Here is a 13,942-nt window from a genome sequence, read left to right on the forward strand (position 1 = left end):
GGGCCGGGGCGGTGCTCAGCCGCGCTCGCGGACAGCCGTGAGGAACCCGGCGGCCTTGCGGCGCACCGACGCCGAGCGGTGGGTGGTCTGCACCTCGAGCAGGGCGACGACGTCGTCGGTGGCGACGTGCCCGTCGTGGTGCAGCCCGACGAGCGTGGCCATCGACTGCGCCGCGACGATCCAGTCGACGTCGGCGGTCCGCAGCCGGTCGGTGAGCCAGCGGACTGCCCTCGCCCGCTGGTCGTCGTCGAGGCCGAGGAGCGCGAGCAGCTGGGCGACGTGCCACTGGACGGACGGCTGCCCGCTGCGCGCCAGGTCGTCGAGGACGTGGGGGAGGTACGGCTGCCCGAGGGCCGGCCGCTCGCGGACGAGCTTCTCGACGGTGTCGACGGCGCGCATCCGGACCCACGGGTCGTCGTGGGAGATGCACGCGACGAGCTCGTCGAGGCGCGCGGGGTCGTCGCGCAGCAGCGCGAGCACCTCGCCGGCGCGGCCGAGCGAGTTCGAGCGGCCCCCGGCGGCGAGGACCTCGGCGAACGGCTCCACGCCGCCGAGCGTAGGCCCGGGTGCGCTGTGCGGGGGAAGGGTGCGCCTCGCCCGGGAACGGTTCCGGGGTGAGGCGCGGCCGTATCGGGTGACCCGATACGCGAGGGACGGGTGGGGTGCCCGGAGGTGCGGGGTCGTGGGGGGTGGGGCTGCGCCGGGTCAGGACGGGACGCGGTGGACCTTGTGCGGCGCGGCCTGGGCGCGGGGCTTGATGACGAGGAGGTCGACGTTGACGTGCGCCGGCCGGGTGGCGACCCACGCGACGGCGTCGGCGACGTCCTCGGCGACGAGCGGTCCGGGCACGCCCTCGTAGACCTTGTCGGCACGCTCCCGGTCGCCGTCGAAGCGGGTGAGCGAGAACTCCTCGGTGTGCACCATGCCCGGCGCGACGAGGGTGATGCGCACCGGCTGGTCGACGAGCTCGAGCCGCAGCGTCTCGGTCATCACGTGGACCCCGTGCTTGGCGACGGTGTACCCGCCGCCGCCCTCGTAGGCGACGAGACCGGCGACCGAGCCGACGTTGACGACGACGCCCTCGCCGTCCGCGACGAGCGCGGGCAGCAGCGCCTTGGTCACCTGCAACGTGCCGAGGACGTTCGTGTCGTACATCCGCCGCCACTTCTCGACGTCCGCGGCGGCGACGGGCTCGAGCCCGAGGGCGCCCCCGGCGTTGTTGACGAGGACCGCGACCCGGTCGCCGGCGGCCTGCACGAGCCGCTCGACGTCGGCGGGGACGGTGACGTCGCAGGTGACCGCGACGCCGTCGAGCTCGGCGGCGAGGGCCTCGACCCGGTCGGCGCGGCGCGCGGCGCAGACCACCCGGAAGCCGTCGGCGGCCAGCCGCCGGGCGGTGGCGGCGCCGATGCCGCTGCTCGCGCCGGTGACGACGGCGACGGGGCGCTCGGCCCCGGTGGACGAGGTGCTCACGGCTGCTCCTTGGGGCGGACGGACGCGGGGTCGACGGCGACCCAGGTGGCCTCGGCGCGGCCGAGCATCTCGCCGTCGGGGGCGTGGAGGGTGCTGGCCGACCAGTGTCGGCGCCCCTCGGCGCCCCGCTGCCAGGCGGTGACGACGAGGCGCTCGCCCGGCGCCGGCACCCGCCAGACGCGGGCGGTCATCGTCCCGAGGACCATCGGCCGCCCGGCGATCCCGGCCGACCAGCCGCCGGGGCAGTCGAGCGCGGCCCAGACGACGGCGCGGTCGACGTCGTCCGGCACGGTCCACGGCGCCGCGTAGCGGCCGGTGCCGTCGTCGAGGGGGCCGGGGCGCAGCCGGAGGCCGTCGCCCTCGGCACGCCCGGTGCCGCAGGAGAAGCAGGTGGGGAAGGGGTGGTCGGCCGCGCCCTCGTAGCGGTCCTGGGCCGCGTCGGCCTCGTCCGGGGAGGCGGGGGAGGGCACGGGCTCGTCGAGCTCGGGGACTGCGGTCCCGGTCGCGACGAGGACGTCGCCGTCGAGCAGGCGCAGCACGGAGGTGCCGGTCAGCGGGTCCGGGTCGTCGCCGACGACGGCCATCGGCCGGTCCAGGGGCGGCGGCGCGGACAGGCGTACGCTCACGGCGGGCAGGGCGCCGGAGGTGCGGACGTGGGCGGCAAGCGAGCCGCTCACCCACCCGCCGTTCCCGGACTCGGGGGGCCCGCAGAAACGGCGGGGGACGGTCAGCTCCACCCGGTCAACGTACCCACGCGCTCGCGGCCCGTCCTGTTGCGTGCGTCACGCGAACGTGATTGTCTCGACGTAAACAATCTTGATGTCGAGAGACAGGAGGGCGGATGGGCGACGCGGAGTTCTCGCTGCGCCGGATCGCCGTGCCCGCCTTCGGACCGACGGCCCTGTGGTCGGTCGGCATCGGCGCGGTCCTGCCGGTCATCGCCCTCAGCGCCCGCGACCTCGGGGCCTCGGTCTCGGTGGCGGCGCTGTTCGTCGGCATCGGCACGGTCTCCGAGCTCGTCTCGGCGGTCCCCGCCGGCGTCGTCGTCGACCGGCTGGGGGAGCGGCGGGCCCTCGTGCTCGCCGGGCTCGCCGACGCGGCCGCCTCCCTGCTCGCGCTGCTCGCCCCGTCGCTGTGGGTCCTCGCGCTCGCCGTCGTGCTCACCGGGCCGACCGGTGCCGTCTTCCTCCTCGCCCGCCAGTCCTTCCTCACCGCCGCCGCGCCGGTCCACCTCCGGGCCCGGGCGATGTCGACGCTCGGCGGGGTCGCGCGGATCGGGCTGTTCGTCGGGCCGTTCATCGGTGCGCCCCTCGTCGCGGTCTTCTCGCCCCAGGCGGCCTTCGGGGTCGCGGTGGCGGGCGGGCTGGCCGCGGCGGCGCTGGCCGCGGCCTCCCCGGACCTCGGCGCGCACGCCCACGGGTCCGGCGCCGAGGCGAGGGCGGAGCGCGTGCCGGTCCGCGAGGTCGCGCGGCGGCACCGGGCGGTCCTGCTCACCGTCGGGGTCGGGGTGCTGGCCATCGGCCTGGCCCGCTCCTCGCGGGTCGTCGTCGTCCCGCTGTGGGCCGAGCACGTCGGGCTCACCGCGGCGCAGACCTCCCTCGTCTTCGGGGTCGCCGGCCTCGTCGAGGTCCTCCTCTTCTACCCGGCGGGCTCGTTGATGGACCGCCGCGGGCGCATCTGGGTCGCCCTCCCCGTCACCGTGCTCCTCGGGATCGGCCTGCTCGTCCTCCCGCTGACGAGCACGCTCCTCGCCGTGGGGGCGGCGGCCGTCGTCATGGCGGTCGGCAACGGCCTGGGGTCCGGGATCGTCATGACGCTCGGCGCCGACGCCGCGCCGGAGCAGGGACGGGCGCCCTTCCTCGGCCTCTGGCGGCTCCTCTCGCTCGTCGGCCACAACGGCGCCTCGATCGTCGTCGGGGCGCTGGCGGCGGTCGCGTCCATCGGGGCCGCGAGCGTCACCGTCGGGGTCCTCACCGTGGCCGGCGGGGCGTGGCTGCTGCGCTGGCTGCCGCGCTACGAGCCCGAGCGCTGAGCGGCGCCGGACCGGTCGGCGCGGACGGGCCCGACGGCAGGTCAGATTAGGCTTGCCTGCGTGACCGACCTCATCGACACCACGGAGATGTACCTCCGCACCATCTTCGAGCTCGAGGAGGAGGGCATCACGCCGCTGCGGGCCCGGATCGCCGAGCGCCTCGGCCACTCGGGACCGACGGTGTCGCAGACCGTCGCCCGGATGGAGCGCGACGGCCTCCTCGCCGTCGCCGGCGACCGCCACCTCGAGCTGAGCGACGAGGGGCGCCTCCTCGCGACCCGGGTGATGCGCAAGCACCGGATCGCCGAGCGGCTGCTCGTCGACGTCATCGGCCTCGAGTGGGAGTACGTGCACGACGAGGCGTGCCGCTGGGAGCACGTGATGTCCGACCGCGTCGAGCGCAAGATCCTCGCGATCCTCCCCGACCACCTCGAGTCGCCCTACGGCAACCCGATCCCCGGCCTCGACGAGCTCGGCGAGTCCGGCGAGGTCGTCGACTTCCGCTCCGGGCTGCGCACCCTCGACGAGGTCGCCGGCGCCGAGACGCAGGCCGTCGTCGTGCGGCGGATCGGTGAGCCCGTGCAGGTCGACCACGAGGCGTTGTCCCTGCTCACGAGTGCCGGGCTGCTGCCCGGGCAGCCCGCGCGGGTGCGCCGCGACGGCGTCCGCGTCGTCGTCTTCCGCGAGGGCGCCGAGGAGGCCACCGGGGTGTCCCTGCCGGTCGACATCGCCGGCCACGTCTTCGTCGCCCCGGCCTGACCGGACGGCCCCCGTCGCGCTCGGTCGACCGGCCCCGGCGCGTTACCGAAACGTGACTTCGCGCGACGGCTCACGTACGGTGGCCGCTGAGCCGTACCCGCCCCGGAAGTAGATCTGCTGTGCCCTCACCCTCTCGTACCCCCGGTCGCCGCCGTGCGCCCGGCCGCGTCCGACGACTCCCCGACGGCCTCTCGCGCCGCGGTGCGTCGTGGGCCCTCAAGTCCGCCGCCGGCCTCTGCGTGGTCGGCGGTGCGGCCGTCGCCCTGACCGTCCCCGCCGAGCTCGCCGACGCCGAGACCGAGCCCACGACGGCGCTCGCCGCCGTCGACGCCGGGGTCGCGGCCGCGGTCGCCGACCGCTCGGCCGACGCCCCCGCCGCGCGCTCGGCCCGCCGCGAGGCGGCGCCCGCCGCCGTCGCGCCGGCCGGCGCCGCGCCGGTGCGCCCCGACGCCCTCGGGGTCGCCGGTGTCACCGCCGTCGCCAAGCCGAAGCCCAAGCCCACCCCGAAGGCCACCGAGAAGGCCGTCGGCTCCTCGGCCACCGGATCCTCCGCCCCCGCGGCCGGGTCCTGGAACGGGGCGACGACGTCCCGGTGCTCGGGCATCGGGCTCATCCCGAACGCCGTGCGGCTGTGTTCCGCCGTGGACTCGGCCATCGGCCCGCCGACGATCGGCGGCCGCCGCGCGAGCGCCGACGAGCACGGGACCGGACAGGCGGTCGACTTCATGACGAGCGGCGCCCAGGGCGACGCCATCGCCGCGTACGTCCAGGCGCACGTCAGCGAGTTCGACGTCAAGTACCTCATCTGGAAGCAGCGCTACTGGGCGCCGGGCGAGGGCTGGAAGCTCATGGAGGACCGCGGGTCCGCCACTCAGAACCACTACGACCACGTCCACGTGACCGTCAACTACTGACGGACCGCGCCGGCGAGGTCATGCGACGCCGCTCCCGACCGGGGGCGGCGTCGCGCCGTCTGGGGCGGTCGGCGCGACATCGTTGTCATCGTGGCCGCACGAGCCCAAGAACAGCCTGAGAGAACACGCAGTCACCTTTTTGTGACCTTCCCGTGACCACTGTTATGGTCGTCGCGGTCGCCGACCCGGACGACGACCACCACCGACGGGCCCGCCGAGTCCTGCCCCCGTCGAAGGGTCAACTCTCACGAGCCGCTGGCAGGAGCGGGGGAACCACTTTCGGCGTCGCGACCTCGGTCGGGACGCCTTGGGGTGAAGCCGGAACGGTCCTCGGACCGCGACGGCCGGGCAACCTCAGCCCGAACCCGACAGCTCACCTCGTAGGCATCTGAGAGGTCCATCCGTGTCTGAGCACACCCACGGCCGGCATCGCCAGGCCGCGCGCTACAACCCCGTCTCCGAGCTGTCGACGATCGTCAAGGCCGCCGGTGAGACCGGGGCCCGCGTCTCCGCCGTCCTCGCCGCCTCCGGTGGCCTCGTCGCCACCTTCGCGCTCCCGGCCCACGCCGCCGACGCGCGGACCGAGGCCGCCACCCACACGACGACCACGACCGTCGCGCCGGCCTCGCTGCGCGCCGCGGCCGCCACCCCGGCCGTCGTCGCCCCGGCCGTCGCCGCGCCGACCGTCAAGCCGACGGCGACCTTCGGAGTCGCCGGCGTGCGGGCCGTCGCCAAGCCGAAGCCCAAGCCCAAGCCGAAGCCGGTCGTCCTGGCCGCCACGAAGGCCCCCGCGTCCTCCTCGGCCCGCTCCGAGAGCGGCGCCAGCCGCTCGACCCAGCGTCAGCCCGTCTCGAACGTCGCGCAGTCGGCGAGCGGCGTCGTCAACATCGCCCGCACGCTGCTGGGCATCCCGTACGTCTACGGCGGCACGACGACCGCCGGGTTCGACTGCTCGGGCTTCACCTCGTACGTCTTCGCCAAGGCCGGCGTCTCGCTGCCGCGCACCGCGGCGGCCCAGCAGGCCGCGGCGACCCCGGTCAGCAACCCGCAGCCGGGTGACCTCGTGTTCTTCGGCTCCCCGGCCTGGCACGTGGGCATCTACACCGGCAACGGGATGATGATCGACTCGCCGAAGCCCGGCAAGTCGACCTCCGAGCGTCCCGTCTTCTCCGGGGTCAGCGGCTACGGCCGCTTCTGACCCCTCTCCGGGATCGGCGGCCACGACCGCTGCTGACCCTCCCTCCGGGGTCGGCGGCCACGACCGCTGCTGACCCCCACGACCTCGGCGCCCCGGACCTCCCTGCCCGTCCGGGGCGCCGTGCCGTGCCCGGGGCCGCTCCCGCCCTCGCAGAGCCCGCGGACGCGTAGCGTGCCGGGATGGCCTCCGACCGCGACGACGTCGAGCGCACCCCCGACGGTCGCTACCTCGTCGTCGACGGTCGCCGGTGGCGGGCCAGCGACCCCGGCATCCCCGACACCCTGCGCGCCGAGCTCGTCGCGGAGCTGATGTCCGCGCGCCGGGCCGTGCGCACCGAGGGTGACGCCGCGCGCCACCGCGTGCAGGACGCCAAGGTCGCGCTCGGGGAGCGGGGTGAGCCGTGGTGGGACGAGCCGTCGGCCGCCGGGCTGGCCGAGCGGATGGTGGCGACGGCCCGGGTCCTGCTGCGGCACCGGCCCGAGGGCACGACCTGCCCGAGCGAGGTCGCCCGCGTGGTCGGCGGCGAATCCTGGCGACCGCTCACCGCCCGGGTGCGCGCCCTCGTGCACGACCGGACCGGGGGCGGCGAGCTGCAGGTGCTGCAGCGCGGCGAGCCGGTCGACCGCGACGCGCGGGGGCCGGTCCGCATCGGCCGGGGCCCGCGCTTCCCGGGCTGACCGCCGCACGCCGGGCGCCCGGGAGGCCCGTCCGCCCGCTCGGTTAGGGTGCCCTTACCCGTGCGGCCGGTCCGTGCGCCACGCCCCGACCCGCGAGGACCCGTTGCTCGAGCTGCCCGCCCCGCCCACCCGTCCGCTCGCCGCCCTCTGGGGCCGCTACCGCCGCCACCGCGGCCGGTTCGTGCTCGCGGTCGCGGTCTCGACGGTCAACAAGGTCGCCGACGTCGTGCCCGAGCTGCTCATCGGGGCCGCCGTCGACGTGGTCGTCCGCGGCGACGCCTCGTTCGTCGGGGAGCTGCTCGGTGTCGAGTCGCGCCAGGCGCAGCTGGTCTGGCTGGCGGTCGTCAACGCCGTCGTGTGGGTGGTCGAGTCCGCGAGCGAGTACGTCGCCGCACTGCTCTTCCGCGGCCTCTCGCAGGCGGTCGAGCACGACCTGCGGGTCGACGCCTACGACCACGCGCAGCGCCTCGACCTGCGCTGGCACGAGGGGCGTGCCTCCGGCGCGACGCTCGCCACCGTCAACGACGACGTCAACCAGCTCGAGCGCCTGCTCGACGTCGGCTTCCCCGCCATCTGGCAGACGGCGCTCAACGTCGTCGTCGTCGGGGTGGTCTTCGCGGTCGCGTCGTGGCAGCTGCTGCTCCTGGCGTTCCTGCCCATCCCCGTCATCGTCGTCGCGTCACTGCGCTACCAGCGCGTCCTCGAGCCGTACTACCTCACCGTGCGCGAGGGCGTCGCGCGCCTGTCCGGGGTGCTGTCGGCCAACCTCGGCGGGCTCGCGACGATCAAGGCGTTCACCGCCGAGGCGCGCGAGCGGGACCGGGTGCGCGAGGCGTCCGCGGCCTACCGCGACGCCAACGTCGAGACGATCCGCCGGTCGGCGGCCTTCGTCCCGCTCGTGCGGATGGCGATCCTCGCCGGCTTCACGTGCACGCTGCTCGTCGGCGGTCTCTCGGTGCTCGACGGTGGCCTCGCGGTCGGCCTCTACTCCGTCCTCGTGTTCATGACCCAGCGGCTGCTCTGGCCGCTCACGGAGGTCGCGACGGTGCTCGACCTCTACCAGCGCGGCCGCGCCTCGACGGCCCGCATCCTCGCCCTGCTCGCCGTCCCGGTCGAGGTCGACGAGGGCGAGCACGAGCTCGTGCGGCCCGTCCGCGGCGAGCTCGAGCTGCGCGGCGTCCGGGCGGGCTACGCCGACGGGCCGGACGTCCTCCACGGCGTCGACCTGCGCGTCCCGGCCGGCGAGACCCACGCACTCGTCGGGACGACCGGGTCGGGCAAGTCGACCATCCTGCGGCTGCTGCTGCGCTTCGACGACCCGCGCGCGGGCGTGGTGCTCGTCGACGGCGTCGACGTGCGCGGCCTCACCTGGGCCTCGCTCCGGGGCTCGATCGGGTACGTCGCGCAGGAGGTGCACCTCTTCGCGGGCTCCGTCGCCGAGAACCTCGAGTACTCGCGCCCCGGGGCGACCCGCGCGCAGCTGGAGCAGGCCGTGCGGCACGCCGCCGCCGACGACGTCGTCGACCGGCTGCCCGGGGGGCTCGAGGGCGAGGTGGGCGAGCGGGGTCTCACGCTCTCCGGCGGCCAGCGCCAGCGGCTCGCCCTCGCGCGGGCCCTCCTGCGGGAGCCGGCCGTCCTCCTCCTCGACGAGGCGACGAGCGCCGTCGACACCGAGACCGAGGCGGCCATCCAGCGCTCGGTGCGAGAGGCCAGCGCCGGGCGGACCGCCCTCGTCGTGGCCCACCGGCTCTCGACGGTGCGGCACGCCGACCGCATCTGGGTCATCGACGCCGGGCGGGTCGCCGAGTCCGGCACGCACGACGAGCTCGTGGCCTCCGGTGGGCGCTACGCGGCGCTGTGGGCGGTCCAGACCGGCGAGGCGGCGCTGCCGTGACGCGGCCCCGGTGGTCCCGGCGTTTTCGTCCGGTGGTGGACGGGTAGCGCCCACCCGTGGACACCTGTGACGCCGTCGTCGTCGGGGCCGGGCCGAACGGGCTCGTCGCCGCCATCGCCCTCGCCGACGCCGGCTGGGACGTCCTGCTCCTCGAGGCGCAGGACGAGCTCGGCGGCGCCGTCAAGAGCGCCGAGGTGCTGGCGCCCGGGGTGGTCACCGACCTCTTCAGCGCCTTCTACCCCCTCGCGGCCGCGAGCCCGGTCATCCGCGACCTCGGCCTGGAGTCCCACGGGCTGACCTGGCGCCGCTCGCCGGACGTCCTCGCGCACGTGCTGGCCGACGGACAATGCGCCGTCATGCACGACGACCCCGACGGCACCGCCGCCCGGCTCGACGAGGACGCCCCCGGCGACGGCGAGGCCTGGCTGCGGATGGTGCGGCAGTGGCAGCGGCTGCGCGACCCGCTGCTCGACGCCCTCTTCACGACCTTCCCGCCGGTGCGCCCCGGCGTGCGGCTGGCCCGCGCGCTCGACGCCGCGGAGGCCCTCGACCTCGTCCGCCGTCTCGCGCTGCCGGTGCGTCGGCTCGCCGCGGAGGAGTTCCGCGGGACGGACGCGGGGCTGCTGCTCTCGGGCAACGCCGCGCACACCGACGTGCCGCCGGACGCCGCGGGCAGCGCGCTCTACGGCTGGCTGCTCAGCATGCTCGGGCAGGACGTCGGCTACCCCGTGCCGGAGGGCGGCGCGGGCCGGCTGTCCGGGGCGATGGCCGCGCGCTTCCGGGCCGCCGGCGGTCGGGTGATGACGGGGGCCGCCGTCGAGCGGGTCGAGCTGCGTGGTCGGCGCGCGACCGGCGTCGTGCTGGCGGACGGACGCCGGGTGCGGGCCCGCCGGGCGGTCGTCGCCGACGTCTCTGCCCCGGCGCTGTTCGGCCGGATGCTCCCCGCCGGGGCGCTGCACCCCCGGCTGCGTGAGCGGCTCGAGCGCTTCGAGTGGGACCCCTCGACCCTCAAGCTGAACTGGGCTCTCTCGCAGCCGGTCCCGTGGGCGGCGGACGGGGCGCGGCAGGCCGGTACGGTGCACCTCGGGGTCGACGCCGACGGCCTCGTCCAGTCGTCGGCCGCGCTGACGACGGGTCGGCTGCCGTCGCCGCCCTTCGTCCTCTTCGGCCAGATGGGCGTCGCCGACCCGACGCGCTGCCCGCCCGGGACCGAGACCGCGTGGGGGTACACGCATCTGCCGCGCTCCCTCGGCGACGACGCCGGGGCCGTCGCCGCGCAGGTCGAGGCGGTCGAGGACGCCGTCGAGGCGGTGGCCCCCGGCTTCCGCGACGCCGTCACGGCGCGGCTCGTCCAGACCCCGACGGACCTCCAGGCGGCGGACGCCAACCTCGACCTCGGGGCCCTCAACGGGGGCTCGTCGGCCCTGCACCACCAGCTGTTCCTGCGGCCGGTCCCCGGTCTCGGCCGCCCCGAGACGCCGGTCGACCGGCTCTACCTTGCGTCCGCGTCGGCGCACCCCGGGGGCGGGGTGCACGGGGCCTGCGGGTGGAACGCGGCCCGGGCGGCGCTCGACGCGCAGGGGCCGGTCGGTGCCGCGCGGCGCGCGCTGACCCGCACCGTCTGGCACCGGGTGCTCGGGCCAGAGCGGGTCAGCCCTCGCTGACCGCTCGACCGGGGTGGGCCCGGCCGGTCGGGTCGCGGCGCTCGGCGAGCAGCGCCAGCCGGCGCAGCGACTCGACGTTGCGCGGGTGGATGGCCGCCTGCCGCAGGGGCGCCGGGAGGACGCGGGACGGGCCACTCACGACGTCCTCGCGCAGGCTGAGCCTGGTGCCGTCCCCGGCGGGCGTGAGCTCGAGCAGGACGTGGGCCTCGCCGAGGGGCCATCCTCGGGCGCGCAGCAGGAGCATGCGGCCGGGGTCGCTGTCCTCGACCTCGGTGTTGTCCGACAGCAGGAGCGGCCACACCCCGACGCTGTGCTCGATGCGCGTGCCGACGGCCGGCCAGCCGGGGTCGACCGCACGCACCCGGGCGGCGCCGACGACCCAGGTCGGGTAGGCCCAGCCGTCGGCGAGCACGGCCCACACGTCCTCGGGTCGCGCGGCGACGGTGTGGTGGACGGGGGGCCGGTGGGCGGCGGGGGTCGTCATGCGCTGGGCGGTACCCCTGACCTCTCGCCGGAAACGCACCTGCGGGGCCGTGCTCTGCCGGTGGGCTCCCGGAGCGGGTCGAGAACTCCGCGTCACCAAACCCCCGTCCGGGGCCCATCCGTGACACGGTCGTGTTCTCGGTCCAGACCCGGCCGCGTCGCGGGTCAGACAGAGTGCCCTCTTTCTTCCTGATGGAGGACAGTCATGTCCAGGACCCCCCGATCCACCCAGCCGAGCGAGCGCGACCAGGTCGTCGACGGTCTGCTCTGCCGCGTCGCCGCGTCGTCGCACCGCGACGAGCAGCGTCGCCTGCGTGCCCAGGTCGTGGAGGAGATGCTCCCGCTCGCCGACGGTCTGGCTCATCGCTACTCCGGGCGGGGCATCGAGCGGGACGACCTCGAGCAGGTCGCCCGGACGGCTCTCGTCGCCGCCGTGGACCGCTACATGGAGTGCGAGCCTGCCGACGTCGAGTCGGCACGGATGTGCGGCAGCGGTTTTCGCCCGGCATCGCTCGATGCCCCGGTGCTGGCCGGCGGGACGGAGGGCGACCGCCTCGCCGACGTCGGGGACTTCTACCACCGCTTCGAGCTGCACACCGACCTGCGGCTGGCCCTGGACTCGCTCGGGGAGCGGGACCGCCGGGTGGTGCGGCTGCGCTTCGTGGAGGAGCTGACGCAGTCCGAGATCGGGTCGATGCTCGGGGTCAGCCAGATGCAGGTGTCGCGCATCCTGTCGCGCATCCTGCGCCAGCTGCGGGGGAGCCTGGACGTCGTGGCCGCCTGACGAGGGGTGAGTCCGGCCGGCGGGGTGCGGCCTGAGACCGGCTGAGAGCGCCGGGTGGATGTGTGCCGTCCCGGGATCCATGCGCTCCGGAAGGATTCCCTTGCCGCTCGCAAGGAGTGGTTGCGGGTGGAAGGGAAACCTTGCCGCGTGGAAGGGACCTTGCCGGATGGAAGGGAAACCTTGCCGCACGGAAGGGAAACCTTCCGGCCGCAGGCGTCGGGTCCTGTCGGTGCGCTCGCCTACGCTGTCCGGCGAGCGTGGCGGGTCCAACCCACGGCCCAGCCGCGCCGGCCACACCCGGCAGGACCCGATGCCCCGTCCCACCGTGCACGAGCCCCACGACCCGCACCACCGCATCGACCCGCACCACCCCCGTCCGACGCCGTCGCCGACCCCGCCGGCCCTCGCGACCCTCTTCCCCGGCCACGACCGGACCTCGACCCTCGCGCGCCGCGTGGACTGGGCGGCGACGCCGGTCGGCGACCCCGACGGCTGGCCCCCGGAGCTCACGGCGGCCGTCCGCACCCTGCTGCCGGCCACGGTCCCGATGCTCCTGTGCTGGGGAGAGGACCTGGTGCAGCTCCACAACGACGCCTTCCGCGAGCTCTGCGGGCCCGAGGATCTCGACGTGATGGGACGCCGCGCGGCGGATGCCTGCTCGCCGGCGTGGGCGGCGCTCGGCGCACGGGTGCGACGCGTGCTCGCCGAGGGAGTCGCGGTCCACGAGGACGCGCTGCCGCTCGTGCTCGACCGCCACGGCCGGCCCGAGCAGGTGTTCTGGTGCTGCTCCGTCAGCCCGGTGCGGTCCGCGGTGGGTGGGGTGCTGGGCGTCCTCGTCGTCGTCACCGACGTGACGGCGCTGGCCCGTGAACGGTCCCGCTCCGCCGAGCTGGAGGAGCTCGTGGACGAGCAGGGACGTCACGTCACCGAGGCCGAGACCCGGGCCGACCACCTCGCCGTCGCCCTCCGGAGCAACCGCACCATCGGGATGGCCATCGGGGTGCTGATGGCCCGGCGGCGACTGCCGGCCGAGGCCGCCTTCGAGCTGCTGCGCCGGATGAGCACGACCCGCAACCGCAAGCTGCGCGACCTCGCCGAGACGGTCGTGCACACCGGCGACCTCCCGGTCCTCGACGACCGCCCGGCCTCGCGGCCACGCTGACGGGTGACCACCCGCCCGGCCGCTGCTTGACCCGGCGGGTGGCCGCCCTGTCGATGACCTGCCCGGACGGGGGCAGGCGCAAACGTGCAGGCGGCCCGCCGTTCGCGGTCAGGGGAGGTCGCCGGTGTCGGCGACCTCGCTCGCGAGGTCCCGGATCTTGCGGTTCGTGGCCTGGCTGGCGACGCGGAGCATCGCGAAGGCCTCCTCACGGGTCACCCGGTGGCGGGCCATGAGGACGCCCACGGCCACCCCGATCTCCCGGTTGCTGTCGAGCGCCCGCAGGAGGTTCTCGGAGCGCTCGTGGGCGAGGTACGCGGCGACGAGCAGCGAGCACTGGGTGGCGAGCAGCAGCGCCTGGCGCAGCGACTCCGCCCCGAACGCGTCCTCACGCGTGGAGTAGATGTTGAGGGCGGCCACCGTGTCGGTGCCGTCGACGAGTGTCAGGCGCTGGGCCAGGACGCTGCCGACACCCACCTCGGCGTGGACCCGGCGACCGTACTCGGGCCACCGGGCGTCCTCGTGGACGCGGCGGGTCAGGAAGACGTGGTCCTCGACGACGGCGTCGACGCACGGGCCGGACCCGATGTCGTACTGCACCTGGTCGGCGGCCAGGGCCTCGTCGTGCGAGGTCGCGAGGGTGGTCAGCGACTCCGAGCGCATCGCCGTGATGCTGCACCACTCGGCCCCGGGGACGACCTCGACCCCCCGGCGCACCAGCTCACCGAGCAGGCGGCGCGTCCCGAGGCCGTCCGGCCGGAGGCGGCCCTCCTCCAGCAGGTCCGAGACGAGGTCGAGCACGTCGGCGCCACCGTTGCGCGGGGAGCGGGCGGTCGGGGGTGTCATCGGGTCCTCCGCGGGTGGCGTCGACGGGTGCACCCTCCGTTCTACCGGGTCCGTCCGCC

General features: G+C 75.7%; 14 protein-coding genes and 1 riboswitch. Of the genes, 9 read left to right on the forward strand and 5 right to left on the reverse strand.

The window, feature by feature from the left end; translation table 11 throughout:
• Positions 1 to 15: 15 nt before the first annotated feature.
• From IG69_RS0113270 to IG69_RS0113280, 3 genes are all read right to left on the reverse strand, one after another.
• Positions 16 to 546 carry a hypothetical protein gene (locus tag IG69_RS0113270; protein ID WP_030528652.1) on the reverse strand — a complete coding sequence of 177 codons (531 nt, stop codon included), beginning with the start codon at positions 544 to 546 and terminating at the stop codon, positions 16 to 18.
• A 159-nt stretch (positions 547 to 705) separates the two neighbouring features.
• Positions 706 to 1,473, reverse strand: a complete 768-nt coding sequence (locus tag IG69_RS0113275) for an SDR family NAD(P)-dependent oxidoreductase (protein WP_030528653.1) — start codon at positions 1,471 to 1,473, stop codon at positions 706 to 708.
• Complete coding sequence (locus tag IG69_RS0113280; RefSeq protein ID WP_211251005.1) at positions 1,470 to 2,150, reverse strand: hypothetical protein; 681 nt, start codon at positions 2,148 to 2,150, stop codon at positions 1,470 to 1,472. Before IG69_RS0113280 ends, IG69_RS0113275 begins: the two co-directional genes overlap by 4 nt.
• A gap of 164 nt (positions 2,151 to 2,314) precedes the next feature.
• Between IG69_RS0113280 and IG69_RS0113285 the strand changes: the two genes are divergently transcribed.
• The 7 genes from IG69_RS0113285 to IG69_RS0113315 all read left to right on the forward strand — a co-directional run bounded on the left by IG69_RS0113285 (position 2,315) and on the right by IG69_RS0113315 (position 10,611).
• Positions 2,315 to 3,505: an MFS transporter gene (locus IG69_RS0113285; RefSeq protein ID WP_030528655.1), complete on the forward strand. Its 1,191-nt coding sequence runs from the start codon at positions 2,315 to 2,317 to the stop codon at positions 3,503 to 3,505.
• A gap of 60 nt (positions 3,506 to 3,565) precedes the next feature.
• Positions 3,566 to 4,264, forward strand: a complete 699-nt coding sequence (locus IG69_RS0113290; protein ID WP_030528656.1) for an iron-dependent transcriptional repressor DtxR — start codon at positions 3,566 to 3,568, stop codon at positions 4,262 to 4,264.
• 119 nt (positions 4,265 to 4,383) lie between these two features.
• Positions 4,384 to 5,178, forward strand: a complete 795-nt coding sequence (locus IG69_RS23010) for a VldE C-terminal domain-containing protein (RefSeq protein WP_157577566.1) — start codon at positions 4,384 to 4,386, stop codon at positions 5,176 to 5,178.
• Positions 5,179 to 5,418: 240 nt separating this feature from the next.
• A riboswitch (cyclic di-AMP (ydaO/yuaA leader) is annotated at positions 5,419 to 5,578 on the forward strand.
• A gap of 3 nt (positions 5,579 to 5,581) precedes the next feature.
• The gene (locus IG69_RS0113300) at positions 5,582 to 6,376 is read left to right on the forward strand and encodes a C40 family peptidase (protein ID WP_030528658.1); all 795 of its coding nucleotides are present in this window, start codon (positions 5,582 to 5,584) and stop codon (positions 6,374 to 6,376) included.
• 179 nt (positions 6,377 to 6,555) lie between these two features.
• Positions 6,556 to 7,053, forward strand: coding sequence for a DUF3253 domain-containing protein (locus tag IG69_RS0113305; protein ID WP_030528659.1), 498 nt, complete (start codon positions 6,556 to 6,558; stop codon positions 7,051 to 7,053).
• Between the two features lie 73 nt (positions 7,054 to 7,126).
• Positions 7,127 to 8,947, forward strand: a complete 1,821-nt coding sequence (locus tag IG69_RS0113310) for an ABC transporter ATP-binding protein (RefSeq protein ID WP_084696799.1) — start codon at positions 7,127 to 7,129, stop codon at positions 8,945 to 8,947.
• A 56-nt stretch (positions 8,948 to 9,003) separates the two neighbouring features.
• Positions 9,004 to 10,611 carry a phytoene desaturase family protein gene (locus IG69_RS0113315; protein WP_030528661.1) on the forward strand — a complete coding sequence of 536 codons (1,608 nt, stop codon included), beginning with the start codon at positions 9,004 to 9,006 and terminating at the stop codon, positions 10,609 to 10,611.
• Here IG69_RS0113315 and IG69_RS0113320 read toward each other — a convergent pair.
• On the reverse strand, positions 10,598 to 11,095 hold the full coding sequence (locus IG69_RS0113320; protein ID WP_051750549.1) for an SRPBCC family protein: 498 nt from the start codon (positions 11,093 to 11,095) through the stop codon (positions 10,598 to 10,600). The two genes, IG69_RS0113315 and IG69_RS0113320, sit on opposite strands and share 14 nt — an antisense overlap.
• A 204-nt stretch (positions 11,096 to 11,299) precedes the next feature.
• Here IG69_RS0113320 and IG69_RS0113325 point away from each other — a divergent pair, with 204 nt between their 5' ends.
• Positions 11,300 to 11,878 (forward strand): sigma-70 family RNA polymerase sigma factor, encoded by a 579-nt coding sequence (locus IG69_RS0113325; protein ID WP_051750550.1) that lies wholly within the window; start codon positions 11,300 to 11,302, stop codon positions 11,876 to 11,878.
• 310 nt (positions 11,879 to 12,188) lie between these two features.
• Positions 12,189 to 13,040 carry an ANTAR domain-containing protein gene (locus IG69_RS0113330; RefSeq protein WP_030528664.1) on the forward strand — a complete coding sequence of 284 codons (852 nt, stop codon included), beginning with the start codon at positions 12,189 to 12,191 and terminating at the stop codon, positions 13,038 to 13,040.
• 108 nt (positions 13,041 to 13,148) lie between these two features.
• Here the strand turns inward: IG69_RS0113330 and IG69_RS0113335 are convergent, their stop codons facing one another.
• Positions 13,149 to 13,883: a GAF and ANTAR domain-containing protein gene (locus tag IG69_RS0113335; RefSeq protein ID WP_157577568.1), complete on the reverse strand. Its 735-nt coding sequence runs from the start codon at positions 13,881 to 13,883 to the stop codon at positions 13,149 to 13,151.
• Between the last annotated feature and the right edge of the window lie 59 nt (positions 13,884 to 13,942).

This window comes from Phycicoccus jejuensis (assembly GCF_000720925.1).
GTDB classification, from domain to species: domain Bacteria; phylum Actinomycetota; class Actinomycetes; order Actinomycetales; family Dermatophilaceae; genus Phycicoccus; species Phycicoccus jejuensis.

Excerpts from the sequence above, each read along its gene's own strand:
- IG69_RS0113285 (WP_030528655.1), top strand. The coding sequence starts at position 2,315 with ATGGGCGACGCGGAGTTCTCGCTGCGCCGGATCGCCGTGCCCGCCTTC.
- IG69_RS0113305 (WP_030528659.1), top strand. The coding sequence starts at position 6,556 with ATGGCCTCCGACCGCGACGACGTCGAGCGCACCCCCGACGGTCGCTAC.
- IG69_RS0113320 (WP_051750549.1), bottom strand. The coding sequence starts at position 11,095 with ATGACGACCCCCGCCGCCCACCGGCCCCCCGTCCACCACACCGTCGCC.
- IG69_RS0113325 (WP_051750550.1), top strand. The coding sequence starts at position 11,300 with ATGTCCAGGACCCCCCGATCCACCCAGCCGAGCGAGCGCGACCAGGTC.
- IG69_RS0113330 (WP_030528664.1), top strand. The coding sequence starts at position 12,189 with ATGCCCCGTCCCACCGTGCACGAGCCCCACGACCCGCACCACCGCATC.
- IG69_RS0113335 (WP_157577568.1), bottom strand. The coding sequence starts at position 13,883 with ATGACACCCCCGACCGCCCGCTCCCCGCGCAACGGTGGCGCCGACGTG.